21 protein-coding genes, 1 pseudogene and 1 riboswitch are annotated in these 26,997 nt (G+C 39.6%); of the genes and pseudogenes, 13 read left to right on the plus strand and 9 right to left on the minus strand.

All coding sequences use genetic code 11. The features are described from left to right. Window positions 1-14 precede the first annotated feature (14 nt). A riboswitch (guanidine-I (ykkC/yxkD leader) is annotated at window positions 15-112 on the plus strand. 377 nt (window positions 113-489) lie between these two features. Then, window positions 490-831, plus strand: a complete 342-nt coding sequence (locus C9J31_RS06785) for a DMT family transporter (RefSeq protein WP_054768538.1) — start codon at window positions 490-492, stop codon at window positions 829-831. Beyond that, the gene (locus C9J31_RS06790) at window positions 831-1,145 is read left to right on the plus strand and encodes a DMT family transporter (RefSeq protein WP_054768539.1); all 315 of its coding nucleotides are present in this window, start codon (window positions 831-833) and stop codon (window positions 1,143-1,145) included. Before C9J31_RS06785 ends, C9J31_RS06790 begins: the two co-directional genes overlap by 1 nt. A gap of 65 nt (window positions 1,146-1,210) precedes the next feature. Here C9J31_RS06790 and C9J31_RS06795 read toward each other — a convergent pair whose 3' ends face one another. The 4 genes from C9J31_RS06795 to C9J31_RS06810 form a co-directional block, all read right to left on the minus strand. Further along, window positions 1,211-2,083, minus strand: coding sequence for a glycine betaine ABC transporter substrate-binding protein (locus C9J31_RS06795; RefSeq protein ID WP_107949683.1), 873 nt, complete (start codon window positions 2,081-2,083; stop codon window positions 1,211-1,213). A gap of 146 nt (window positions 2,084-2,229) precedes the next feature. Continuing rightward, window positions 2,230-3,084 carry an ABC transporter permease gene (locus C9J31_RS06800; protein ID WP_107925700.1) on the minus strand — a complete coding sequence of 285 codons (855 nt, stop codon included), beginning with the start codon at window positions 3,082-3,084 and terminating at the stop codon, window positions 2,230-2,232. Continuing rightward, entirely contained in the window at window positions 3,077-4,276 is a 1,200-nt protein-coding gene (locus C9J31_RS06805) for a quaternary amine ABC transporter ATP-binding protein (protein ID WP_054768540.1), read from the minus strand. Before C9J31_RS06805 ends, C9J31_RS06800 begins: the two co-directional genes overlap by 8 nt. Before the next feature lie 317 nt (window positions 4,277-4,593). Continuing rightward, window positions 4,594-5,247 carry a TrkA C-terminal domain-containing protein gene (locus tag C9J31_RS06810; RefSeq protein WP_107949681.1) on the minus strand — a complete coding sequence of 218 codons (654 nt, stop codon included), beginning with the start codon at window positions 5,245-5,247 and terminating at the stop codon, window positions 4,594-4,596. A gap of 272 nt (window positions 5,248-5,519) precedes the next feature. On the opposite strand from C9J31_RS06810, the gene C9J31_RS06815 reads away from it, so the two are divergent. Genes C9J31_RS06815 through C9J31_RS06830 form a run of 4 tightly spaced genes read left to right on the plus strand, consistent with a single transcriptional unit; the run spans window position 5,520 to window position 9,036 of the window. Next, complete coding sequence (locus tag C9J31_RS06815; protein WP_054768541.1) at window positions 5,520-6,251, plus strand: GTP cyclohydrolase II; 732 nt, start codon at window positions 5,520-5,522, stop codon at window positions 6,249-6,251. Window positions 6,252-6,266: 15 nt separating this feature from the next. Then, window positions 6,267-7,376 carry a bifunctional diaminohydroxyphosphoribosylaminopyrimidine deaminase/5-amino-6-(5-phosphoribosylamino)uracil reductase RibD gene (gene ribD, locus C9J31_RS06820; protein ID WP_107949679.1) on the plus strand — a complete coding sequence of 370 codons (1,110 nt, stop codon included), beginning with the start codon at window positions 6,267-6,269 and terminating at the stop codon, window positions 7,374-7,376. Next, complete coding sequence (locus C9J31_RS06825; RefSeq protein WP_107949678.1) at window positions 7,373-8,458, plus strand: FAD-dependent monooxygenase; 1,086 nt, start codon at window positions 7,373-7,375, stop codon at window positions 8,456-8,458. The genes ribD and C9J31_RS06825 overlap by 4 nt, the downstream gene beginning before the upstream one ends. Window positions 8,459-8,472: 14 nt before the next feature. Beyond that, window positions 8,473-9,036, plus strand: a complete 564-nt coding sequence (locus tag C9J31_RS06830) for a 5' nucleotidase, NT5C type (RefSeq protein WP_107949676.1) — start codon at window positions 8,473-8,475, stop codon at window positions 9,034-9,036. A gap of 271 nt (window positions 9,037-9,307) precedes the next feature. On the opposite strand, the gene C9J31_RS06835 is transcribed toward C9J31_RS06830, so the two are convergent. From C9J31_RS06835 to C9J31_RS06855, 5 genes are all read right to left on the minus strand, one after another. After that, window positions 9,308-10,075: an IclR family transcriptional regulator gene (locus tag C9J31_RS06835; RefSeq protein ID WP_107949674.1), complete on the minus strand. Its 768-nt coding sequence runs from the start codon at window positions 10,073-10,075 to the stop codon at window positions 9,308-9,310. Window positions 10,076-10,120: 45 nt separating this feature from the next. Beyond that, window positions 10,121-11,266, minus strand: coding sequence for a CaiB/BaiF CoA transferase family protein (locus C9J31_RS06840; RefSeq protein WP_244854882.1), 1,146 nt, complete (start codon window positions 11,264-11,266; stop codon window positions 10,121-10,123). 256 nt (window positions 11,267-11,522) lie between these two features. Beyond that, on the minus strand, window positions 11,523-12,329 hold the full coding sequence (locus tag C9J31_RS06845; protein ID WP_107949670.1) for an enoyl-CoA hydratase/isomerase family protein: 807 nt from the start codon (window positions 12,327-12,329) through the stop codon (window positions 11,523-11,525). Next, window positions 12,322-13,404 carry an acyl-CoA dehydrogenase family protein gene (locus tag C9J31_RS06850; protein WP_107949669.1) on the minus strand — a complete coding sequence of 361 codons (1,083 nt, stop codon included), beginning with the start codon at window positions 13,402-13,404 and terminating at the stop codon, window positions 12,322-12,324. Before C9J31_RS06850 ends, C9J31_RS06845 begins: the two co-directional genes overlap by 8 nt. Further along, a complete protein-coding gene (locus C9J31_RS06855; RefSeq protein WP_107949667.1) occupies window positions 13,401-14,555 on the minus strand; it encodes an acyl-CoA dehydrogenase family protein in 1,155 nt (384 codons plus the stop codon). The genes C9J31_RS06850 and C9J31_RS06855 overlap by 4 nt, the downstream gene beginning before the upstream one ends. Window positions 14,556-14,867: 312 nt before the next feature. On the opposite strand from C9J31_RS06855, the gene rpoN reads away from it, so the two are divergent. From rpoN to C9J31_RS06890, 7 genes and pseudogenes are all read left to right on the plus strand, one after another. Further along, the gene (rpoN, locus tag C9J31_RS06860) at window positions 14,868-16,205 is read left to right on the plus strand and encodes an RNA polymerase factor sigma-54 (protein ID WP_107925689.1); all 1,338 of its coding nucleotides are present in this window, start codon (window positions 14,868-14,870) and stop codon (window positions 16,203-16,205) included. Between the two features lie 789 nt (window positions 16,206-16,994). Then, a complete protein-coding gene (locus C9J31_RS06865; protein WP_107949665.1) occupies window positions 16,995-18,413 on the plus strand; it encodes an amino acid permease in 1,419 nt (472 codons plus the stop codon). Window positions 18,414-18,706: 293 nt separating this feature from the next. Then, window positions 18,707-20,353, plus strand: coding sequence for a sigma-54 interaction domain-containing protein (locus C9J31_RS06870; RefSeq protein WP_107949663.1), 1,647 nt, complete (start codon window positions 18,707-18,709; stop codon window positions 20,351-20,353). Window positions 20,354-20,606: 253 nt separating this feature from the next. After that, the gene (locus tag C9J31_RS06875) at window positions 20,607-21,938 is read left to right on the plus strand and encodes an aminotransferase family protein (RefSeq protein ID WP_107949661.1); all 1,332 of its coding nucleotides are present in this window, start codon (window positions 20,607-20,609) and stop codon (window positions 21,936-21,938) included. A 3-nt stretch (window positions 21,939-21,941) separates the two neighbouring features. After that, window positions 21,942-23,038 (plus strand): annotated as a pseudogene (gene ald, locus C9J31_RS06880) (alanine dehydrogenase). 11 nt (window positions 23,039-23,049) lie between these two features. Next, complete coding sequence (locus tag C9J31_RS06885; RefSeq protein ID WP_107949660.1) at window positions 23,050-24,447, plus strand: aldehyde dehydrogenase family protein; 1,398 nt, start codon at window positions 23,050-23,052, stop codon at window positions 24,445-24,447. A gap of 505 nt (window positions 24,448-24,952) precedes the next feature. Further along, on the plus strand, window positions 24,953-26,977 hold the full coding sequence (locus C9J31_RS06890; RefSeq protein ID WP_107949658.1) for a hydantoinase/oxoprolinase family protein: 2,025 nt from the start codon (window positions 24,953-24,955) through the stop codon (window positions 26,975-26,977). Window positions 26,978-26,997 lie beyond the last annotated feature (20 nt).

The following is a 26,997-nucleotide window of genomic DNA, read 5'->3' on the forward strand; positions in this document are numbered from 1 at the left end:
ACTGACAATCAGATATGAAAGTTTTCTAGGGTTCCGTAGCATAAGCTAGCCTGGTCCGAGAGAAAACCACAAAATTATTTTTGTGACACGGAAGGATAAAAGCCTGGGAGATACTGTTTTTAACAGTGTTTCCGCAGGCTTTTTTTGTTTGGCTAAAATGTGGCTATGTTGCCAACGCTAGAGATGAATATTTCGTGGTCTGGTTATTTATAGATTGGATAGGATAGTAGGGGGTTCGCTCAGGTAGAGGGGTTAATCGCTCGGGTAGAGGACGTTATCGCTCAGGTCCAGGTGAGTTCCGCTCGGATAGAGTGGTTTATCGCTCAGGTGCAGGTGAGTTCTGATCAGGTAGAGGGGCTTATCGCTCGGGTCCAAGTGAGTATCGCTCTTGTGCAAGGGACAAACGCTCAGGTAAAGGCCATCACGCTCTGGCGCGAATATTTATTGTGCAATGTTAACTATGATTACAAATGAATGGAGAGATACGAAATGAATAAACAATGGTTTAGTGTTATTGTAGCAGCTGTTTTTGAGGTCGGTTGGGTAATTGGCCTAAAGCATGCAGGAAGTGTGTGGGAATGGATTGGTACAGCTATTGCTATATTTATTAGCTTTTATTTATTAATTAAGGCGGGCGAAACTTTACCAGTTGGCACGGTATATGCGGTGTTCGTGGGTTTAGGAACCGCAGGGACGGTGTGTGCAGATAGCTTGCTATTTGGGGAACCGTGGAAGTTGGCAAAAATCTTATGTATCGTCGTTTTACTAGCAGGAGTCGTAGGCTTAAAGCTTTTAACGGGAGAACCACAAGATAAAGAGGTGAAGGCATAATGGCGTGGCTTGCATTAGTTGTCGCAGGGCTTTGTGAAATGATGGGTGTTTATATGATTAGTAAATATAATGACAGCAAGAGCATGAAAAATTTAACGCTCCTTATTGTTGCGTTCACGCTTAGCTTTGCTGGACTCGCTTATGCGATGGAAACGTTACAGATGGGTACAGCCTACGCAATTTGGACGGGAATTGGGGCAGCTGGTGGCGCACTGTTGGGCATGTTGTTTTTCAATGAATCGAAAGATTGGCGTCGGATTGTCTGTATTGTTTTAGTTTTAGGTGCCGCAATTTCTTTAAAATTGATATCTTAAATAGTGCACAATCGCATTAAAATAGCACTGCCGTTAGCTCATAACGGCAGTGCTGTTTTTACTGTTTATTTTTCAATATCCTTCGTCCATTCAGCAACTTTGTCTGCGTTGTTTGTAACCCAGTCTTTAGCAGCTTCTTTTGGATCTTTACCATCCATAATTTCTAGCATAATACTTTCTAAATCCTCTGATGTCCAGTGGAAGTTATCCAATACTTTATAGACATCAGGTTGATCTTCTTTTAAACCTTTACGTACGAATGTGTTAATCGTTTCTTCTCCGCCAAAGACGCCTTTTGGATCCTCTAGATATTTCAAGTCATATGAAGCGAATTTCCAGTGTGGAGACCAACCTGTCACGATAATTTCTTCTTTATTATCAATCGCTTTAGAAAGAGCCGTTGTCATCGCACCAGAAGAAGAAGTTAATAGGTTCCAATCTGCTAGATTATCATACTCTTCTAATGCTTTTTCAGTTGCAGCTGTAATACCAGCACCTGGTTCAATACCTGTAATCGTGTGGTCTGCTTCATTTTTTAAATCTTCAATGGAGTTGACATTCATATAGCTCGGTACTACTAGTCCGATTTTAGCACCTGCAAGGTTTTCGCCAAGCTCATCTAGATTGTCTTTATATTTTTCATATTGAGAACCATGTGTATGTGGTAGCCAAGCAGCCACCATACCATCCGCTTCTCCTTTTGAAACAGCTTCCCACATAATCGCGTTATCCAGTGGTGTTAACGTAACATCATAGCCTAAGTCCTCCAGAACCTGACCTACGACATGTGTCGAAGCGATTTCTGTATCCCATTCAACATAAGCTAAATTTACTTCTTTTGAATCTCCACTCTTACTAGAATCATCCCCACTGCAGGCAGCAAGCATGAGGCCAAGCCCTAATGCCATTCCTAATTTAGATAAAGTTTTCAGTTTCATCGAATCTTCCTTTCTTCTTTCATGATTTTGCAGTCAACCCACACACTCAAACGGCAATTCTATTCTCTCAGGCGAAAGATGCTTGTTGCACTATCTGCGCCTTGGATTCATAAGCTCATTGGTATGGGTGGGTGTGAATGCACGTCTTACAGTTCTTTCTTTTTATTAAAGCTTTGAGTTAAGCGATCGATAATAATCGCGAAAATCACGAGTCCTAAACCTGCAACGAAACCATTCCCAACCTGTGTACGTTGCAATGCTGTTAATACTTCACGGCCGAGGCCAGGTGCACCAATCATTGAGGCGATAACGACCATCGAAAGTGATAGCATGACAGTTTGGTTAATACCTGCCATAATAGTTGATTTGGCAAGGGGAATTTCTACTTTAAATAGTTTTTGACTAGACGTACTACCATAGGAATCAGCTGCTTCGGCTAATTCTTTCGGTACTTGGCGAATGCCTAAATTCGTCATACGTACCGTTGGTGGTAAGGCAAAAATAACAGATGCAAATACACCAGGCACGATACCTATACCGAAAAACGCAACAGCAGGGATTAAATAAACGAAACCAGGCATGGTTTGCATGAAATCGAGTATCGGTTTAATAATGCTTTCCGCCACACTCGATTTGGACATGAGGATACCTAATGGAATCCCGATTACAATCGAAATGACACTTGAAAACAGCACGAGTGTAGTTGTTTCCATAAGATGTGTCCATAAGCCTTGATTATAAATAAATAACAGACCTATTAAAGAAAACGCAGCAAGCCCGTACTTTTTGCCAGTTACGAAAAACGCAAAAATGACAACAAGTAATATTAGAATAATGGCAGGAATGCCAATTAATAAATCAGTGACCTGACTCATGAGTAGTTTTCCGGTTTTTTGAATCGCACTAAAGAATACAGAAAAATTACTCGTCAACCAGTCCATAGCTGATTCTACCCAAGGGGCAAGTGGTAATGTTGGTAAATTGTCTAAAAAATTATTCATGTACTTCGGCCTCCTCATTGAACGAAGAAAGTGCTTCAATGACTACGCCTCGGATGAGAACACCGAGTAAACGTTCATCTTTAACTACTGCAATTGGAGTAGGGGAATTATAAATCATTCCTAATATATCCTGTAAAAGCATGTCAGGGGGAACTGTTAAAATTTCTGATTGTACAATAGAATGTACGGTTTGCTCATGTCTTTTAGCAGCGGCTAGTGCATCGTCAGCGGTAATGTAACCCTTTAACTTCCGATTTTTATCTACAGCCATTAGTATACTTACAGTCTCTTCACGCATTCTTTTAAGTGCTACTGTAGGTCCGTCAAGGTCGACATTGACATATACAGGTCGAACCATAGCGTTTTCAGCTGTTAGTACTTTCGAGCGATCGACATCTTCTACGAATGTTCGAACATAGTCATTTGCTGGATTCGTTAGAATTTCTTCACCCGTACCAATTTGAATAATGGAGCCGTCCTTCATAATGGCGATGCGGTCACCAATCCGAAGTGCCTCATTCAAGTCATGGGTGATAAACAAGATTGTTTTTTTCAATGATTGTTGAAGATCGAGTAACTCATCTTGCATTTCTTTTCGAATAAGAGGGTCAAGTGCCGAGAATGCCTCATCCATTAATAATATTTCAGGATCATTTGCAAGTGCGCGGGCTAAACCAACACGTTGTTGCATTCCCCCAGATAATTGATTTGGATACTGGTCTTTATAGGCGAGTAAGCCTGCATTCGCAAGAGCCTGTTCCGCTTTTGTTTTACGTTCTTCTTTTGAGATGCCTCTAATTTCAAGACCGTATTCGGTATTTTGTAGTAGTGTACGGTGAGGAAATAAACCGAAGTTTTGGAATACCATGCTCATTTTATTACGCCGAACGGTTCGTAAAGCGTCTTTGCCCATCTTGGAAATGTTTTCTCCATCGATAAAAATATTTCCGTTTGTCGGTTCAATAAGACGATTGAGTAGTCGAATGAGTGTTGATTTCCCACTGCCAGATAAACCCATGATGACGAAAATTTCACCTTCATTTACGGTGAAGCTAGCATCATAAACACCCACGGTTGCACCTGTTTCTTTTAAAATATCGGTTTTACTTTTCTGTTGCTTGACGAGTTCTAATGCTTGTGGAATATGTTTTCCAAAGACCTTGGAAACATGTTCTACTTTTATTTTTTCCATCGAACCATTCCTTTCATAAATTTATCTCACATTAACAAGCAGTAAGACGCTCGCCTTTTGAAGTAAAGAAGGTAGGCGGTTATCTTCTGCTAATAAGTATGATAAAACGACACCACATGTATACGTGACCTTCATTCTGCCGCTTTTGCCTATACATCGTGAGATAAGAGAAAAATCCTTCCTAAAGGAAGTTTTAATTTATACTATTTGAGGATAATGATATCCAAAAATGAACAAGTAACAACTTAACGTTAACAAAAGGTTGTTACTTTTGTCAAATCGACAAATAAGAAAAAACCCGCTTAAACGCTGTTATATCAGCGCTTAAGCGGATTTTCATTTGGATATAAAAAGCTCTGCACGCGAGCTAAACTTTCGTCATTACCGATAAAATAAATAATGTCTCCATCTTCGAATGAAAGATAGGGTCCAGGTGATAGTAATAATTCGTTCCCGCGTCGTATACCAACAATTGTGCCAGAGGTATTTTGCCAAAAATTTAATTCTTGCAGTGTTTGGTGAATGCATGGACTTTCTGCTGTCATTTCAATTTGATAAGGAATAAATGGATTGACGGAGCGGAAATGTTCAGTTCGACTTATAAGCTGCTTTGTTTTTTCCTGTAAATTCAACAGTTCATTTTGTTGCTTATGAATACTCGTTATAAGCTCATTTTGAAGCTCATGAACGGATTGGACATCATGGAATTGCCGGACAAATCGTGCTGCCTTTTCATATGATTTAATGAAGACACCACTTCCTTTGGATGCTTCGACGATTTCTAAATCTTGTAACACTGCAATCGCTCTTCTAGCGGTTTCAGCAGATACATTATACTGGCTGGCAAGCGAAGATCTTGCATATATTTTATCGCCTATTTGATATTTTTTTTCCACAATTTTTGAGGCAAGATCCACCGCGATTTGCTGGTACTTTGGTTGCTTCACCTGGACATTTTTTTCTAAGTTCATTCTAAACTTCCTTTCGTCATAACAACTTACCTCGCTTATTATAGACTAGCCTGCACAGAAAAAATAGCACCTCCATAAGCTATTAGTATATGATTGAAACGTCTTCAAACAGTTTTCGGTTCATAGAAAATTTTTTCTTAGAATAGAAGCAGTTATTTGACAGTTTGTAGTTATTATTATAAACTTAGTTACGTTATGTAAGTGACGTGTAAATACAAGCGCTCAGTTAGCAAAATTGGCTAGCTGTTTAGAATAGAAAGTTGGAGAAAAATATGACAATTACTACTAAAGTTATGGATATAGTGAAGGACAAAATGACAATCATAAAGCAATCTGAAACAGAAAATATTTGTCTAATTGGTCCGGTGAAATTACCAATCAAGCAAGGCGACTTTTCAGCAACATTTCAATGGTATAACTGGTTGAAAATTGAAGCAAATCTCTCGAAAGAAGAAGTAATTGATGGTCTAGTAACGGCTAATTTAGCATTTTTGCAGCAATCATCAGTGCTTGTCTTTGGTGATTTTACGAATGCAGAGAATGCTTTAATCCGCATGCACAGCATCTGCCATACAGGTGATATTTTTGGTAGTCAGCGTTGTGATTGTGGCTATCAATTACATGAATCGATGAAAATGATTGTAGAGCATGGCTGCGGTGCGATTTTCTATTTAGCAGATCATGAAGGGCGTGGTATCGGTCTATTCTCAAAATCACTTGCTTATCTATTACAAGAAGAAGGATTAGATACAGTTGAAGCAAACCATGCACTTGGCTTTGCTGATGACACTCGCTCTTATGAGGATGCCATTTCTGTGTTAGCTACACTTCGTACAAAGCCTGTAACGCTTATTACCAATAATCCGAAAAAGCTGGCAGCATTACAGGAGCGTGGTTTAGCTGCTGAAGGACATGTCCCTTTATGGGGTGGTTTAACAGAGACGAATAGCTTTTATTTAAAGACAAAAGTAGAAAAATCAGGCCATATGCGTGAAACAAAGTAAGTGGAGGTTGCGAAGATGACGGCAGATGAAAAATATATGCAATTAGCACTTGATTTAGCAGCGAGTGCGAGAGGAAATACAAATCCGAACCCACTTGTAGGGGCTGTCATTGTGAAAGACGGCGTCATTGTGGGAACTGGTTTACATCGAAAAGCGGGCGAGCCACATGCGGAAGTGCATGCTTTCCGCATGGCCGGCGAACACGCACAAGGAGCAACAGTCTATGTAACGCTTGAGCCATGCTCACACTACGGTAAAACACCACCGTGTGCGAATTTAGTGAAAGACTCAGGAGTGAGTCGGGTTGTGGTGGCGATGCAAGATCCTAATCCATCTGTAGCAGGTCGTGGCATACAATTGCTACGGGATGCAGGTATAGTAGTAGAGGTTGGCGTCCTAGAAGAACAATCTCGTCGTTTAAACGAACGTTTTATTCATAATATGCTGACAAAACGCCCATTTGTACTTGCTAAATATGCGATGACCTTGGACGGGAAAATTGCTGCACATACAGGGCATTCCAAATGGGTGACAGGTGAGGTTGCAAGGGAAGATGTCCACCATATTCGTCATGAAGTAGATGGAATCTTAGTGGGTGTTGGCACAGTTATAGCAGATAATCCTTCCTTAACAACGAGACTAAAACAAGGATACGGCAAAAATCCAGTGCGGATTATTATGGATAGTTTGCTTCGAATACCACCACATGCCCATGTATTAAATATAGAACAAGCTAAAACGATAATTGTATGTAGTAAAGGCGTGGAGCAGGAGAAAATCACAGCACTAGAAAAGAAAGGTGTAACCGTTTTACCTGTAAGTCGTGAACGGGAAGGTCTTGTTATTGATGAAATGCTTGAAAAGCTCTATCAGCTAGGCATTACAGACATTTTAGTCGAGGGTGGTAGCGCTGTGAATGCCTCATTTTTACAAAATGGTGCTATCAATAAATATGTCATTTATGTTGCGCCAAAGGTTTTAGGTGGTCGTCTTTCACTTACACCAATTGCTGGTCATAGCCCGACCTCTCTGGAGGAAGCGTGGGATGTTGAATTTGATTCATTTGACAAAGTAGGTCAAGATTTACGCATTATTGCTTACCCGAAGAAAGGTGAGAAAAAGTGAACTATCAAGCGGATGTTTGTATCGTTGGGGCTGGACCAAGTGGTGCACTACTTTCGCATTTATTAGCGAAAAAGGGTCTTTCTGTCATACTACTGGAACAAAACGCAGCGCTTGGGCAGGCATTTCGTGGGGAGCATTTAAACGAAGAGGGCGAGGCCGTGTTAACAAGTCATCATCTTTTGCAAGCCGTCGAAGCGCTTGGCATATTACGGATGAAAAAGTTAGAGTATTATGCAAAAGGTAGAGCATTTAAAACGATTCTTCCAGATACAGCAATTGGTCATTTAGGTATACATGTACCACAAGCACATTTACTAAAAGGGATATTGCAGGAAACACAACAATTTTCACACTTCACTTGCTTATTAAATACAAAAGTGACAAAACTCATTACAGATCGATCGGGGCGTTATGTCGGTGTTGTTGCAACACGAGAGGGAGAAACAATTGAAATCGTCAGTCAGCTTATCATTGGAGCGGATGGACGTTACTCTACAATTCGTAAGCAAGCACACATTGACACGCAGAAGCACAAACATGGCTTTGATTTACTATGGGCAAAAATTCCGGCACCACAAGGGTGGGAGCCCTCCATTAAAATGGCATTAGTCGAGGATAAACAATTATCACTGTTCACGCAGGCAGGAGGCTTTATTCAAATTGGCTGGAATATTGAGCAAGGTAGTTTTCCACAGCTCAGAAAACAAGCGTTTACACCGTTTATTAAACAGCTTACAGATACATTTCCTGAATTAGCTGAAACAGTGACTCACCATATTCAGTCGTGGCAAGATTTTGTATTGCTTGATGTCTTTAGTAGTCATTGTGACTGCTGGGGAACAGACGGACTTGTATTATTAGGAGATGCCGTCCACACGATGACACCTACAGGAGCATTTGGACTAAACAGTGCCTTAAAGGATGCAGATTGTCTTGCGTCGATGCTAGCGAAGGCAACGATTGCCCAATTTAACGTACAAGAGTTTCAACAGATACGAGAGCAGGCCATTGAAAAAGTGGTGGCACAGCAAATTGAAAAAGAACAAAGCTTTGCATCCAATTTTGAAGACTGGGCCTCTTGAAAGGAAGAAGATAGATGAAATTTGGTTTTGATATAGATGATACACTAATTGATTTACGCGCACATGCTTTCTCGCTTTATAATAAAAAACTAGAGAAAAACATACCTATTGAAACCTTTCAAGCATTGCAAAGAGTTGAAATACATGAGCCTTTTGGGTTAACGGATTCACAAGGTTCAGCGATGTGGAATAGTTCTTTAGAAGAAATTTATTTTACGGATTGCCCAATTTTTGAGCAAGCACTTGAAACACTGCAAGGCTTGAATCAGCAGGGACATGACATTTATTATATTACTTCACGTCCAAAACACTATTGTGCGCAAACACAAGAGTGGATGAGCGCACTAGGTTTCCCAATTAAAGAGGGGCACTTTTTCTGCGGTATGCAAGATGCAGAGAAAGTAGCTATTATAAAAAACCTAGCTTTAGATGTTTATGTTGATGATAAACCTGCTGTGCTTGAAACACTGCATGACATAGAGACGAAAGTGATTCTAAAAAATCAATCCTACAATGAACATGTGCGATTGCCGCGTTTGCATCATTGGCACGAATTTGACAATATTATTAAAGCATAAAGAGGCTGGAACAAAAGAGAAAAAGTGTTAGATCGACATCAGTCAATCTAACACTTTTTTGCTGTGAACGTTGATGTCCACTACGGCGGACGTTCCTGAGGCGTGGCCTGAGCCTGTAGTCTCAGGCGTCACGCTAATCCCCCCAGGAGTCGCCGCCTTCGCTACCATCAACTAGTGCTCTCTTCTAAATGTTCCTTCATTTTAGATAGCGAAAATTTAATAATACCTTTGCTTCTTTCTTAAAATTTAAAGTTTTGTCCCAGCCTCGTTTTTAATACAGTTGCTTTTCAATTTCCACTGCGACGTGTTGAATGGTTTCAATTAATTGATATTCATCATAATCACTGTATCGTACTTCTGGAATGACAAGCGTCACCGAAGCGATGATTTGATGTGAAGCATTTAAAATCGGTGCTGACACAGAGCATGCTCCGCGCACACGCTCGCTACTACTTTTTGCAAAACGCTGAGATCGGATTTGCTGTAATTCCTCCAACAGCAGGTCTTTTGAAAGAATTGTCCTATCCGTGATGGGTTCAAGAGACATATGTTCTACATATTCTTCAACATTTGGCATAAATGCGAGCAATGTTTTAGATGATGCACCAGCATAAAGAGGCGAGGTATCTCCAACATACATTTTCGTTGATAGCGGATATGTTGAATCATAGTTTAAAATACAGCGTCTTTCCAATCCATCGATAATATTCATGGAAACACTTTCACCCATGTCTTCGTTTAACTTTTTTAAAATGGGTTCTGCAACAATAATTAGACTAGATTCCTGTTTAACTAAGTTTCCTAAGTACAGCAGTGAGTGACCTAATTGGTAGCGTTTCGTACGCTCGTCTTTATGAAGAAATCCCTCGTACACAAAGGTAGAAACAAAACGTTGCAAACTGGAAATACTTATTCCAGTCTTTTTACTTAACTCTGTTAAAGAAAGATTTGGCTCTTCTTTCGTAAAAGCTTTTAACACTTTAATCGCTTTATGGAGCGACGACATTGTATAGTTTTTTTCGAATGTCTCCTGATTCATTTCATCACCTACTTATATAAAAATTACTTTTATTATAGCGTAATTTTATTTTGGTAGAGAGGACTTTTGGAATTCATTTGTATGTTCTCCAAGTGTCGGAGGCGCTAATTTATACTGAATGTTTAAACTTGAGAACTTTAACGGGTTTTTGACGAACTTCATTTTACCGTATTGTTCGTGCTCTATTTCACCAATCATGTCGCGTGCCATAAATTGCGGTTGTTCTAATGCTTCAGCAACCGTATTTACACGGCCACCTGGAATTTTGTATTGATGTAATAATACAATCCATTCATCGCGTGTTTTGGTCATGGTCATGTTAGTAATCATTTTAACAAGTTCAGCTTCATTTTGCTTCCGCATCGTATTTGTCATAAAGCGTGCATCTTTTGCCCATTCCTCGTGTTCCATCATAAGGCAAAATTTTTGAAACTGTCCATCTGTGCCAACACAAATCATGAGAGGACCATCCGCACAGTTAAATACTTGATAGGGCGCTACATTATTATGACGGTTACCTAGACGCTCCGAAGCAAAGCCTGTATTTAAAAAAGCACTTGCCACATTTGCTAAGCTACTCATTTGCACATCTAATAAAGCTAAATCAATAAATTGTCCTTCATTCGTTTGATCTCGCATCCGCAGAGCAGCTAAAATACCAATGACAACATACTGAGAAGTTAAAATATCCGCAATAGGGACACCAACTCTTGTTGCTTCACCTTCAGTTGAACCTGTCACATGCATTAACCCGCTCATTGCTTGAATAACCGGATCAAAGCCTGGTTCGTAAGCGAGGGGGCCTGTTTGGCCGAAGCCAGTTACCGCACAATGTATTATCCTCGGATTCACTTTTTTAAGCTCCTCATAGCTTAGCCCCATTCGAGTCATATCTCCCGTTTTAAAATTTTCGAGTATGATATCTGCATCTTTGACAAGCTCTTTAAATTTCTTCCTGCCTTCATTTGTTTTTAAATCCAATGTAATCGATTTTTTATTACGATTGGCACATAAATAATACGTGCTTTGATCATTCAAAAATGGGCCCCAGTCACGCATGCTATCTGAGCCGTTGGGATGTTCTACGCGAATTACTTCTGCTCCTAAATCTGCCAGCATCATCGAGCCTGCAGGAGCAGCATAGACACGTGACAGATCTAACACTCGAATATTTTCAAGAGGTTGCATCATTTTTCCTCCTATAACCATCATTGATCCCGTACTAACGGGCACTAAGACTCCTATTTCAAAACAAAGAGTAAGCAGGAAGTTTTATGTGAGAGATTAAGCATTCGTGAGTATCAGATAAAAGAACACATTTAAATTTCACCACATCATTCGTGCCTTAACTATTAATCAGTGGGGGATGGAGGACACTAAGAACGTTACGTCCTGTCATAAATGTCTGCACTAGCACGATTTGTGCGTCGCCCCTCACTGAATAAGTTCAATTATAAATAGGCTTGCGTTTTTCTACGACTGCACTTACACCTTCTTTAAAGTCATCGAGCTCTGTTACAATGGCCATTTGTGATGAAATGTAGTCAAGAGAAGTACGCAAATCCATCTTTTGACTTTGATATACTGCGCGTTTAATGAATTGTAAGGTAGTGGTTGGGCGACTCGCTAATTCTTTAGCATAATTTAATGTGTATTCCTCGAGCTCATGGTCTTCCACAACAAATGTGACAACTCCTTTGTCTTTTGCTTCATCAGCGGTTAATATGCGAGCTGTCCAGAACATGTCCAATGCTTGGTCGAGGCCTATTAGTTTCGGTAAATAATAAGCGCCACCGTCGCCTGGTACAATTGCTACGTTTATATAGCTTTCTGAAATCTTTGTTGATTTCGCGGTAATACGAATATCACACATTAAAGCCATATCCAGGCCTGCACCCATTGCGAAGCCATGAACTTGTGCAATGACGGGCTTATCAATTTCTTCAAGCAGAAGGGGAATCCGTTGAATCTTTTTCCAAAGCGAATTTTTGCGTGCTAAACCTGTAGAAGAGAGGTCTTCTTCACTTTGGAAAAATCCTGCCCCTGCTTGCATCGCTTTAATATCGCCTCCTGCACAAAATGATTTTCCGTTGCCTTTCACGATTACGACACGAATATCATCCGAATCACGGACCGTTTCAAGTGCTTTAATCCACTCCGTAATCATTTCTTCGCTGAAGGCGTTATATGCTTCAGGTCGATTTAACGTAATCGTTGCAATATGATTGTTCACTTCAAATAGTAAATCAGCCATTAAAAATCACTCCTTCTATAGTCGTGGGTATTTTTGTTTCAGTTAAGTACGCCCATAGGCTATTACCACTATTTTCCAGCAGTTGTGTAGCAACAAAATCAGTCCAATACGAGATGTTAGTTCCTTCATCACGCCATGACCAAAGTCTACGCGTATATTGGTGCAGGCTATGTTCATGTGTCGTACCAATGGCAGCGTGCACTTGATGGGAAGTGGTCGCTACGGTTTGAATGATTTCTTCAAAACGAATGCGTGCATAAGCCGTCTCATTATTTTGACAATGCGCAAGAAGGGCATCTGTTACATTATTAAATGCCGCTAAAGCGACAACGGTTTCACCTGCTAATTGTACGATATGCTGCTGAACGAGCTGGAAGCGGTGAATTGGGCGTCCAAATTGCTCACGCTCTTTCGTATATTGAACCGTTAAGTCGTTAATTTTGTCGATAGCACCCGTCATCCGTGCTAATTGAAAGGCTGTTTCAAGTGTTTTCATAGTACCAATATGATCAGGGGATAACACAACAGATACTTGTGAAATATCTAGGTTATTAAATTTCACTGTATCACGCGGTTCACTTGCTAAATTTGTTCCTGGTGTAATTTCAGCTTGCTTTAATTCTACTTCTACTAGATGAATACCTTCTACGCTTTCCGCAAGTGTCACCAAGTATTTTGAATGACGCGCCCAAGGAATCTGACTGGCTTCACCTGTTAGTTTTCCGTTCACTAGCGTGTAGGCTTGATCAGCAGAGAGCATATACGTCGCCAAATCATCTTTCACCTGTAAGTTTGTCAATTCCAATAAATAATTTGCTAAAGTTGTTTCAGTAAATGGAATCGGAGCAGCATATTTCCCTGTTAATCGAACGATATTTAGTAGATCCTCTAAATCGCCCCCTGCACCGCCATTGTCTTCCGTAATGGCAACCGCTGTTATCTCGTTTTCTTTAAACATATTCCATACTTCAGGTGCCCATCTACCTTGTTCTACGGTATCGACCAAATCTTTATCTACATTTTCTTTTAACATGCGTTCTACAACATCTACAATCATGTCTTTCATGTCACTCATTGTGCTACAACCCCTTTCGCCACCACACCATATAGTACTTCTGAAGTTCCTCCGCGAATTGTAAAGCCTGGCGCATGTAAAATCGATTCCGCCATTAAGCGATCAATTTTACGTTGGGCGTCAAGTGTTGGATAGGTTTGCACTAATAAGCGTGTAATTTCAGGAATACTTTGTTCGAACTTCGTCCCAAGAGCTTTTACAAGGGCAGCAGGGATCGACACGTCATCACCTTCACCGGATTCTAATAGCTGTGCCACACCTATTGAAAGGTTACGCAAGCTCCATAGACGTGCCACAACTTTAGATGCTTGTTTTAATCCTTCTCTATTGTTTTGACATTTCAGTTCTTGAATAAGTTCATCAAGGAGTGGGAAAGTGCTTAAAATACGTTCAGGGCCACTGCGCTCAAAAGCGAGCTCTGCTAATCCCTGAGCCCAGCCATTACCGATTGCCCCTACAACCATATTGTCAGGTACAAAGACATTTTCAAAGAACACTTCATTGTAATGATGTTCCCCTGTCAAAAACTTAATCGGTACAACGGTTATACCATCTGCCTGTAAATCGACAATAAGTTGGCTCATTCCCGCATGTTTATTTTTTCCATCAAATGGACTCGTTCGCACTAAAGTGACCATATAATGACAAAGATGAGCGTTACTCGTCCAAATTTTTTGGCCATTTACAATCCAACCACCTTCTACTTTTTCAGCGCGTGTACTTACAGATGCTAAGTCAGAGCCACTATTTGGTTCGCTTAAACCAATCCCAAAGTAGCATTCCCCATTCACAATTTGTGGTAAGAAAAATTGACGTTGTTCTTCAGTCCCATAACGTAAAAGCAAGGGACCAGTTTGACGATCGGCGAACCAATGCGCTGCAACAGGTGCACCGATAGCTAAAAACTCCTCGGTTAAAATGTAGCGATCGATTGTACTGCGTTCTTGACCGCCATATTTTTTTGGCCAAGTTATACCAATCCATCCTTTTTTCCCGATTAATTTTGAAAACTTAGGGTCATCACCGCTTAACCATGAGTCACACTTTGGTGTGAAGGTGCCATTTGCTAGTTTTTGCTGTAAAAACGCGCGAACTTCTAAACGAAATTGTTCTTGCTCTTCTGTAAATTGCACAGTTGGTAAATGAAACATTTTACGACTCCTCCTTTTACCGTATTATAATAACTATTACATTATATGTGTATTTTATGGGGTATTATGAGAATAAGTCAATTGTTTTTTAGAATAATTAGAAAATTCTATAATTATATTTTATTTATTTCGAAGAATATGATTTTTAGTGGAGGGGAAACAGTAACTGTTATTATGCAAGGGTAGAATTCTGAAGTTGAAATAAAATCCCTTTCAAAAACAACAGTGAAAAATATTCAATTTATGAAAAAATGGAAAATAACAGAATAAACATGTTACGATGTAGAAAATTCTGTTTTGGGGGTGTGTGGTATGCAAATGACTATCAAAACTTCGCAAAAAGTCACACAAGTATTATCTGCACAACTTGTGCAACATTTAGAAATACTGCAATATTCGGCTAATGAGCTAGAGCAATACATTTATGAAAAAGCCAATGAAAATCCACTGATAGTTGTAACTGACGCAGAAGCAAAAAGACAATATGAGGAAATCATGCAGTTAGCAAGCTGTTCCTTTAACACCTTTTCTTTGCCATATGATGTATCAAGAAATGACCAATTTAACATCATTGAGATGAAGCTTGCTGAAAAAGAAAGCTATGAGCAGTTTTTGCTCGAACAAGTGCCTATGCACAAAAACCTATCGTCTGTTGACTTGAGAATTTTAAAGTTTTTAATTCAATCCTTAGATGACCGTTTATTTTTAGATGTAGAGTTAGAGATTGTAGCTCAAAAATATAAAACAACCTTATCGCATGTAGAAGCAATATTGGATTTACTTCAAACTTTTGAGCCAGTTGGAGTAGGCGCACGAAGTTATAAAGAATACTTACTCATTCAATTGGACAACGACCAGTTTGCCCCTATAATAGCTTCACAATTTATAAGTTCTGATCTAGAGTTAGTAGCAGCGCAGGCGTTTAAACAGTTAAGCAAAAAATACAATATACCTCTGCAAGAAGTGAAAAAAGCCGTTCACTATATAAAAAAATTAAAGCCGATAATTGTAGGCGATAAATTGGAAACGATTCCATACGTCAATCCAGATATAGAAGTAAAGAAAATAGAGGAAGAATGGATTATCAAATTGAATCGGCACTATTTACCTTCCGTTTCGATTGATGAAAGCTACGTAACTTTACTCAAAAATGATCTGAATTATAAAACCTACTACCGGGATTCAATAAAAGACGCACTCGCGTTACTACAAGGAATTGAACAGCGAGATAAAACACTTTACGAATTAGCAAGATGGTTTGTTCAACTACAGGAGGATTTTTTTATAGACGGTCTAGAAGCAATAAAGCCTATGCGTTTAAAAGATGTAGCAGGAGTATTAGGTGTTCATGAGTCGACGATTAGTCGAGCTATTCGTGGGAAGTATATACAAGTACCTCATGGCATTTATGCATTACAATCCTTTTTTACAAAAGGTCTCATGAATACTTCCGGGAAAATGGATTCTATTATGTATATTAAGAAACGGCTAAAACAACTTATTGAGAGAGAAGACAAACAAAACCCATTAGCTGATCAACAAATTACAAATATATTATGTACAGAAGGTATACAAATTTCCAGACGTACAGTGGCGAAGTATAGAGAGGAAATGAATATTATGAGCTCATTTAATCGAGCTTATGGATAATATGATGTAAATAAAATATCAATGATGCGATTTCACATCAAAAATTTGGATTTACCATAGAATGTATCATCAAATTATCCTAATTTACTATTTTTACATCAAACACTCTAGAGATGTAGAATCGTTTCCTCATTTTTTATCTTCATTCAGCAAATGTTTTTTGTATCGATAGCGTAGCGGTAGATACAGAAGACGCCACCTCTGAAGGTGGTGAGATGAAAGCTGATGTGGTTCCTTTTCAGTAACACCTACTGAAATAGAGGAACTCAGTCTAAGAACGCCACGTCCTGTGGCAATTTATCTGTGCGAGAGCGAAGCGACAGCAACACGGTTTTTATATCTGTGCGAAAGCGAAGCGACAGCAACAACAACACACGACTGAGTGACCAACATCATGTTGCTGCCGCTACGTTAGCACTACACTTTCGCACAAAAAACATCTGTTGGCCTAAAGCCAGCCTACGGTGGATGTTACGGATTTTGAAAGGAGGCCTGCACGAGGGCCGACACGATATCAGTCATTTCGGTAATGCCATAGGACGTGGCGTTTTTACCGATGCAGGTCAGTTAACCGTTGTCACAGGAAGTGACGGTTTTAGGTGTACTTCCTACAAAGAGCACAATTCAAAATCCGGACGCAATTATGCCAAGGCGAAATTGATGAATTTATTTAGCTTATTTTTTGTGATAAGTAGATTTTGGCATCAAAATTGCTCATTAAACAGAAGACATTGGATTAGAGAGAAGGTGCTAGTAAATGTCTACATAAAAACACTAAGGGGTGGTTTAATGGGAACTTTGCAAAAATCACTAAGGACGCGGCATATTACGATGATTTCTATCGGTGGGGTAATTGGCACAGGGTTATTCGTTGGTACTGGAAAAAATATTTTAAGCACAGGTCCTGCAGCAGTTGTCTCTTACGCGATTGCATGTTTACTCATTGTCTTAGTCATGCAGATGGTTGGTGAAATGGCAGCTGGAGAAATAGTATTAGGAAAGAAATCTGGTGGTTCGGTAGAGTTAGGTTCATTTGCTTCATATGCAGGGAAGTATATTGGTCCATGGGCAGGTTTTACAGTTGGTTGGCTATATTGGGCAAGCTGGGTATTTATTGTAGGATTAGAAGCTGCGTTAATTGGAGGCATGTTGCATAACTGGTTTCCAGTTATACCGATTTGGGTGGGTAGTGTAGGTGTCACATTATTAATGACAATCATTAATATATATTCCGTAAAATCATTTGGGGAGTTTGAATACTGGTTATCATTCATTAAAGTTACGGCTATAATCGTATTCTTAGTTGTTGGAACAGCGATGATATTCGGCATATGGCCCAATTATGAGCCAAAGGGACTTGGCATTTTAACTGGTTACGGCGGCTTTGCACCAAATGGTATTGTACCGATTCTAACGGCGATCGTATTCGTGATTTTCTCCATATGTGGTGCTGAGGTTGCAGCTATCGCAGCGGCAGAGTCTGATAATCCTGCGAAAAATATAGTTCGTGCCATTCGAAATGTCGTATTCCGTTTAGGTTTATTTTTCGTGGGTTCAGTAGCAATTATGATTATGATTTTACCATGGAATGATTCAAAATTGTTGGCAGCGCCTTATGCAAATATTTTAACAATAGCTGGGCTTCCAATTGCTGCTCAAATTATTCAAGTGGTTATTTTCATTTCATTAATCTCTGTATTAAATTCAGCACTTTATACGAGTTCACGTATGTTACTTGAAATGGCGCGCCAAGGCAATGCGCCGAAAATTTTTTCGTACATTAAAAATCGTCGCGGCGCACCTGTACCAGCTATTATCGGTAGTACAGTTGTAGCGTATATTTGTGCGATGCTATACTTCATTTCTCCTGAAGTCATCTTCTATTTTTTAGGTAACTGCGTTGGGGGATTAATGATTGTTGTGTATATTTTCATAGCGATTTCGCAAATTCGATTTCGGCGTTATTATGATAATGTTTCAGGCGAGCGATTATCCATTAAAATGTGGTTATTTCCATATCTATCATATGTCACAATCGGTATTTTAACAGTTGTCTATTTATGCCAAATGATCATTGAATCTTTACGCCCTCAGTTCTACTTAAGCACATTAGTGTTGATTGGTTCTATTGTGCTGTTCTTTATTATGCGGAAAGTCTCTTCAAGACGACCAGTGGAACAAATAGAGGAAAAATTAATTTCAGAGTAGAATATTATCTTGAAGATGAAGAGGCTGGGACATAACTTTTAATTTTAAGAAAGAGGAGCAAAGGTGTTATTAAATTTTTGCTATCTAAAAATGAAGAAAAATTTAGACGTTCTTCCTTTTGGCATAAATAAAATTCAGAAGTGAGGTAGCGAGGCGGCGACTCCTGGGGGATTAGTGTGACGCCTGAGACTACAGGCTCAGGCCACGCCCCCCGGAAAGCGTCCACCGTAGCGGACATCAACACTTTTTCTCTTTTGTCCTAGCCTCTTCAAGTTTGGGAGGATGTGGTCTATATGTCGATAACAGAACTTCATAATGCAGAACATTTTTTTATTATGAAAAACCATGAAGTGATTGTAAAAAGTGATATCCAGATAGAGCTCCTTGAAAAAATACTAAAAGAATATTGTAAAGGAAAAGTAACATTTGAGGCAGAAGGTCATTTTGTTCATGTATTAGAAACATCGAATGGCAACTTATTTAATGTAAGGTCATTGAAGCAATTTAGCGATATTGATTTTATGAATCCTCTTTCACATAAAGTATTAAATTCCATTTCAGATGGCATTACGATTTGTGACTGCAACGGCAAAATATTATTTCAAAATGATATTGATATTGAAATTGTCGGCATGAATCTAATGGGAAGATACGCAAAAGACGTAATAGACGAAGGGTTAATGAGTGATTCCATATCGATGAAAGTAATCGAATCAAAAGAAAAAGTAACCATTTTGCAAACGTTCATTAACGGAAAATGCTTTTTAGTTTCTGGTAAGCCAATTTTTGATGAAGACGGCGAGTTGCAATACGTTGTAGCAATTACACGTGATATGACACAGCTAAAATTGTTAGAACAAGAAGTAGAAAAATTAGAAGTTCAAAATGAAACTTTTAAAAATAAACTACAAGCCTTACATAATAAAGAATCAAGAAAAAGTAGTTTAATTACAGTGTCTCCCGCCATGATGCAAGTTGTAAAGCGTGTTATGAGGGTTGCAGAAGTAGATTCTACCGTGTTAATCGGAGGTGAATCGGGTGTTGGTAAAGAAGAAATCACAAAGCTCATTCACGCTTATAGTAGACGTAGCCATAAGCAAATATTAACGATTAACTGTAGTGCCATACCTGAAACATTACTAGAATCGGAGCTTTTTGGCTATGAGGCAGGGTCATTTACAGGGGCAGTCAAAGGAGGGAAAGCTGGATTATTTGAAATTGCATCAGGGGGCACAGTTTTTTTAGATGAAATTGGTGAAATGCCTTTGCTGCTACAGGCGAAATTATTGCGCGTGCTACAAGAATCTGAAGTTCAGCGTATTGGCAGTGGAAAGCCTATTCCTATTGATGTACGCATAATTGCAGCGACAAATCGAAAATTACAGGAAATGGTTAGGGAAGGTGGTTTCCGTGAGGATTTATATTATCGTTTAAACATCATCCCGATTGAAATTCCTCCTTTAAGGCAACGTCGCAAAGATATAATTCCGCTGGTCAATCATTTTTTAGCCTTAATTGGAGAAAAGTATGGTATCCATCGGACGATTGAGTCATCAGCTATGAAAATATTAGAGGGGTATGATTGGCCAGGGAATGTCCGGCAGCTCAAAAATATGGTGGAACGAATTTGTTTATTAGCAACCCAGCCGGAAATAACGGCAAACACTGTACAACAAGAGTTAGATAGTAACCTCATTATTGTGCGAGATACAGAAAATACAGCACAACAGCAAAATAGTCAAGGGAATGTTGCAACTACACCGTTTGCTGGCACATTAAAGGAGCAAGTAGCTGCGTTTGAAAAGCAAATGATTAAGCAAGCATTGTCTGAACATCCAAGCATACGACAAGCAGCAAAAGCACTCGGCTGCGATCAATCGACATTAGTACGGAAAATACAAAAATTTCAATTAACTCGTCATGTTTCCTATAAAGATTAACGATGCGTTTTTACATCAAATTTGTATTTATGCATAAAAGGTTGCAATACAACAACGATTTCTCATGTTGTATTGCAACGGTCATGAAAAAAACAACAATGATTTGCAATAAAATATAAAATCATCTATTGAAACATTTAGGGTGACAGAAGGGGCATTTTCAAAAAGAAAATTGCCTCTTTTTTTAGAGGTTGGCATGGGAATTGCTGTTATATAAGTGTATGAAAAAATAAGGGAAAAGAGGTTGGGATTTATGACAATTCAACTAAAAGAAGAGTTAAAGGCATTAGATCAGAAGCATTTCCTTCATCCAACTACGTCCATCGAACAACAACAAGCACAAGGACCTGCTGCCATTTTCACAGAAGGGAAAGGTATTTATTTGAAAGACATGGAAGGCAATACCTACATTGATGGGATGTCTTCTTTATGGAATGTAAATGTCGGGCATGGTCGTGAAGAAATTGCTGAAGTTGCGAAGGAACAAATGGCTACATTAGCATTTAGTTCTTGCTTTGCTACATTTAGTAATGAACCAGCCATTCGTTTAGCTTCTAAAATTGCTTCATTAGCGCCTGGGAATTTAAATACGGTATTTTTCACTTCAGGTGGTTCGGAATCGAACGATACAGCGATTAAATTAGCGCGCCATTACTGGTTATTAAAGGGGCAGCCAGAACGTCAAAAAATTATTTCACGTACCCTGTCGTACCATGGTGTCGCAATGGGTGCTACAAATGCGACAGGTTTACAAGCTTTCCGCGATTTTACGAACTCACATGCGCCTGATTTTCACTATGTATACAATCAGTCCGTGCGTCATTTACGCGAAATGATTGAAGCACTAGGGCCCGAAACTGTTGCCGCATTTATTTCTGAGCCTGTACAAGGTGCCGGAGGCGTCAATATTCCACAAAAAGATTACTTTAAAGAAGTGCGAAAAATTTGTGATGAGTACGGTATTTTATTCATTGCAGATGAAGTCATTACGGGCTTCGGTCGTACGGGTAAACTTTTTGGTATGGAGCATTACGGCGTAGTACCGGATATGATGTCATTTGCTAAAGGTGTTTCTAGCGGTTATGCGCAGCTTGGAGGTGTGGTGATTTCCGAAAAAATCCATCAAGATTATTGTGAACTTTCCAAAGGCACATTAATGCACGGTTATACGTACAGCGGCCATGCACTCGCTTGTCAAGTTGGGCTTAAAAATATTGAAATACTTGAACGTGAAAAGCTTGTAGAAAACGCAGCACACATGGGTGAAGCGATGTTAGAAGGCTTCAAAGCACTTCAAGAAAAATACAGCTTTATCGGACGCGTTCGTACTATTGGATTACTTGGAGCAATTGAATTAGTAAAAAGCCGTGAGACCGGCGAGCTTTTCCAGTCTTATTTGAGCCCGATTTTCGTACAAGAAACAATGAAACGGGGATTAATCTTACGAACGGTTACGTACGATCAAGATACAGTTGTCTTCTCGCCACCCTTGATTTTATCGAAAGCAGAATTAGACGAAATGTTACGTATTTTAGATGAGACATTTGAATATGTACGTAAAACGATCGTTGAGAAAGAAGGGTAAGCGATGATTATTGGGATTCCAAAAGAAAAAAAATAATGAAAATCGTGTAGGGATGACTCCAGGGGGAGTTTTTGATCTGCAAAAAAACGGTCATTTAGTAAAAGTAGAAAAGAGTGCCGGATTAGGCAGTGGATTTACAGACGAGGCGTATACAGAGGTAGGTGCGGAGATTGTCCTACGGAGAAAGAAGCATGGGATGTAGACATGGTCATCAAAGTGAAAGAACCATTACCTCAAGAATATGAATATTTTAAGAAAGATTTATTTACATTTAGCAGCTGAACCTACTTTAACGAAACAGCTAGTTGAAAAAGAAGTCTTAGCGATTGTTTATGAGACGGTTCAGCTACAAAATGGTGCACAACCATTATTAACGCCAATGAGTGAAGTTGCAGGACGTATGGCTGTTCAGCTTGGCGCACATTTTCTAGAAAAGCATGAAGGTGGAAAAGGTGTGTTACTTGGAGGTGTTCCAGGTGTTTCACCTGCCAAAGCAGTGATTATTGGTGGTGGAATTGTCGGTACAAATGCAGCAAAAATGGCTGTTGGTGCCGGAGCGGATGTCACTATTTTAGATACGAATGTCGACAGATTACGCCAATTAGATGACCAATTTGCCGGACGTTTAAAAACAAGCTTGTCCACCGCATTTAATATTTCAGCTGATTTATTGATAGGAGCTGTCTTAATTTCTGGGGCACGTGCACCACGATTAGTTACCGAAAGCATGGTGCAAGAAATGCCAAAAGGTTCTGTTATTGTCGATGTTGCAGTCAATCAAGGTGGTTCAATTGAAACGATTGATCGCATTACGACACATAGCGAACCAGTATATGAAAAGCATGGGGTATTACATTATGCGGTAGCAAATATCCCAGGAGCGGTAGCAAGAACATCAAAGATTGCGCTAACAAATGTGACAATTACCGTATGCATTACAAATGGCTAATAAAGGTTATGAAAAGGCCGTGATTGAAAACACAGCATTAGCGAAAGGTGTGAATTCAATAAACGGTAGAATAACTTACGAAGCTGTAGCGAATGCCCATAACATTTTGTATACACCGTTAAACGATGTGTTACAAACAGTCGTAATTTAAGGAGGGAATTTATGACAACCATCATTCGAGAAATGCGAGAACAATTTAATCCAGCAAAACCGTCTGAATGCATTGGTCAAATTGAGCTTTTCACACTGGATGAAACGAAGGCAGTTGTTGCTGGGGCTCAGAAAGCATTTGAAGGTTGGAAAAATACATCATCAATCGCACGTGGTGAAATTTTACGCCTGACGGCAGACTTACTTGAGCAAAATAGCGAGAAAGTGGCAGAAATGGCTTCTCGTGAAATGGGTAAAACGAAAGGTGAAATGCTTGGTGAAGTGAAACGTGGTGCTTCTATTTTGCGGTATTTTGCACAAGAAGGAATGCGTGCAACAGGTGAAGTATTACCTTCTACCAGTGAAGCGAAAGTATTGTACACAAAACGTGTGCCGCTTGGTGTTGTGGCGGCTATTACACCGTGGAATTTCCCTGTGGCCATCCCTTTGTGGAAAATTGCCCCAGCATTAGTGTATGGTAATACAGTCGTTTGGAAGCCTTCTATTGAAGCGGCTTTAACAGGGAAGTTAATTGGAGAACTATTTGAACAGGCAGGTATGCCAAAAAACGTTTTAAATGTTGTGCAAGGGCGAGGTTCAAAAGTAGGGCAAATTTTACTGGAAGTACCTGAAGTCAGAGCGATTACGTTCACGGGTTCGAATGGCGTGGGGCAAAGCATTTTAAACACAGCTGGTCCTACCAATAAAAAAATTCAACTAGAGCTTGGAGGGAAAAACGCTGCCATTATTTTAGCAGACGCCAATATTAATAGAGCAGCTAGATTGACGATCGAGGGTGCGATGAAACAAACAGGTCAACGTTGTACGGCAACTAGTCGAGTATATGTCGAGGAAGCTGTTTATGAAGAGATTTTAGAACATCTAATCATAGAAGCAAAAAAAATAGAAGTTGGTGTTACGATGGGTCCTGTTTCATCAAAAGGGCAATATGATGCTATTTTATCAGCGATTGAACAAGCAAAATCTGATGGGGCTGAACTTGTATTAGGTGGTTGTCCGACAAAAGACAAATCTGAAGGGTACTATATTGATCCAACGATTTTTACAAATGTAACACATAATATGGCGATTGCCCGCGAAGAAATTTTTGGTCCTGTTCTGGCAGTAATGAAGGTAAAAGATTATGAAGAAGCGATTCGCTTATCGAACGATTCTGAGTTTGGATTGAGTGCTTCTATTTATACAAATAATATTCAAAAAGCATTTGATTTTATTGAGCGTAGTGAGGTTGGGCTTGTTCAAGTAAATGATGAAACTGGGGGAGCAGAGCCTCAAGCGCCATTCGGAGGAATGAAAAACTCAAGTACAGGCGCCCGTGAGCAAGGGCAAGCTGCGAAAGAGTTTTTTACAGTATTTAAGACAATTACTATAGGTACACAAAGTATATAAAGAGCTTAAAGATTTGCGTAAATATTACTGTATAGCATGCATGTGAAAATGTAAGGGCTATCACTTAAAGAAACTTAAGGTTGCTACGGAAGTTAGTAGCCTTAAATACGATATTTCTGATAATTTAATAGATTGTCATGCGTCATTTAATTACTTCTCGGTGTCATTAACGTCCGGATTTTGAATTGTGCTCTTTGTAGGAAGTACACCTAAAATCGTCACTTCCTGTGACAACGGTTAACTGACCTGCATCGGTAAAAACGCCACGTCCTATGGCATTACCTAAATGACCGACAACGTGCCGGCCTCCTTTCAAAATCCGTGACATCCGCCGGAAGCTTAACTTTATTCAGCAGGAGTTGATATTATCCACTGAAAAAAACTTTAGCATTCATCCCAACCTTGAGAAGAATGGGATTTCTGTACCTGCCACTGTCGCTGTGCTTTCGCGCAAAAAAACATCTGCTGAATGAAGTTAAAACTATAAAATGAAAGAAGGTATTCTATGGCACAAACTCGCTTAGCAATTGATGTCGGTGGTACGTTTACTGACGTATTTGTCTTTAATGAAGAAACAGGAGAAGTATTTGTTACGAAAACATCGTCTACACCATCGAACCCAGAGCAGGGAATATTACATGGGGTTGAGAAGGCGAAACTGAATGGAAAAGATATTAAGATTTTTTCTCATGGGACAACGGTTGGAACAAATGCATTAATTGAACGGAAATTGCCCAAAACAGCACTCATCACGTCAAAAGGCTTCCGAGATGTAACCGAAATTCGTCGAGGTACGAAGGAAGATATTTGGGATACGTATAAAGATACTGCAAAACCTTATATTCAGCGGCGTGATCGATTTGAAGTAGCAGAACGTATCGATTATGAAGGAAATATTATTGAAGCTATTCAAGAAGAAGAAATTCGCGCACTAGCAAAGAAATTAAAACGTCGTGGGACAGAATCTATTGCCGTTTGTTTCCTCAATTCGTATGTAAATGGCGAAAATGAAGCAATAGTCAAAGGGATTTTGAAAGAGGAGCTACCAGATATATATGTATGTATTTCAAGCGAGGTGCTGCCAGAAATTTTCGAGCATGAACGAATGAGTACAACGATTATTAATGCAGTTCTTGGTCCAATTATGAGTAATTATATTAGCAAATTGAGCGATGAAATGCATAAAAAAGGCTATGAAGAGGAAATTTTAGTTTTACATTCTGGTGGGGGCGTCATGACTTCTAGTACAGTCCCTCGCTATGCTGCCAGGTTAGCGAGTTCGGGAATAGCTGCTGGAGCAATTGCTAGTAAACATATTGCTAAATTATGTGGATTTGAAAATGCAATTGGCTTGGATATGGGCGGTACGAGTACCGATATTTCACTCATGTATGAAGGGGATATTCGTATAACGAAGGATTGGTCGATTGAATATGGTTATCCAATCGGATTCCCAAGTATAGAAATTTTAACGATTGGTGCAGGTGGTGGCAGCTTAGCTTGGAAAGATGAAGGTGGCTCCTTACGTAATGGTCCGCAAAGTGCAGGTGCCTTACCAGGTCCAGCGTGTTATGGTCAGGGTGGCACAGAGCCAACAAACTCGGATGCTAATTTAGTTTTAGGGCGACTAGGTGAAAATTTGTTAGATGGTACGATGCAATTAGATAAAGATGCAGCAGTACAGGCTATAAGAAAAGTTGCAGATGCATTTGATCAGTCCATTGAAGAAGCTGCAAGTGCCATAATAGAAGTTGCCAATGCCAATATGAGTGATGCAGTTCGGTTAATTTCTGTGCGTCGAGGCTACGATCCGCGTGATTTCGCTCTTGTAGCCTTTGGTGGTGCAGGGCCTTTACATGGTGCATATTTAGCCAAAGATTTGAACATCCCTAAAGTCATTATTCCTACTCATCCAGGAGTAGCAGCTGCAATGGGATGTTTACTTGTTGATGTACGACATGATATTGCCAAAACTTATGTGAAAAAAGTTAACGATGTATCTGCTGAGGAACTGACAAGTCAATTTGTTGAGCTACGGAAAAAGGCGGAAATACTCTTAGAAGAAGAAGGGATTTCAGATGATACATCTACATTGATGAATTACGTGGATCTTCGTTATAAGGGACAGTGGCGATCATTAGCTGTTGCAATTCCAGATCAAATAACATCGCTGGAAGATGTATTAGCAGCTTTCCATCGGGAGCATGAACGGGAATTTGCTTTTTCTGATAAGGAACAGGCTGTAGAAATTTATGGATTGCGTGTGACAGCAATTGGAACAGTGCCTAAGCCTAATTTCCCGCAATATGTACCTAAAGGTTCGCTGGAAGATGCTTATAAAGAAACACGCCCTGTTTATTTTGGTGGTCAATATGTTGAAACGATAGTATATAATCGTGACAAGATTCCGGTTCACACACAATTAATTGGTCCGGCAATTGTTGACCAATTAGATACGACAACGGTTATTCCACCAGGGTTTACAGCTAAGGTAGATGCTTATAAAAATATCATTATTACGGTGAACTAATACATGATAAGGGGGAAGCG

Origin of the sequence: Lysinibacillus parviboronicapiens (assembly GCF_003049605.2) — a bacterium.
In the GTDB taxonomy this organism is placed as follows: domain Bacteria; phylum Bacillota; class Bacilli; order Bacillales_A; family Planococcaceae; genus Lysinibacillus; species Lysinibacillus parviboronicapiens.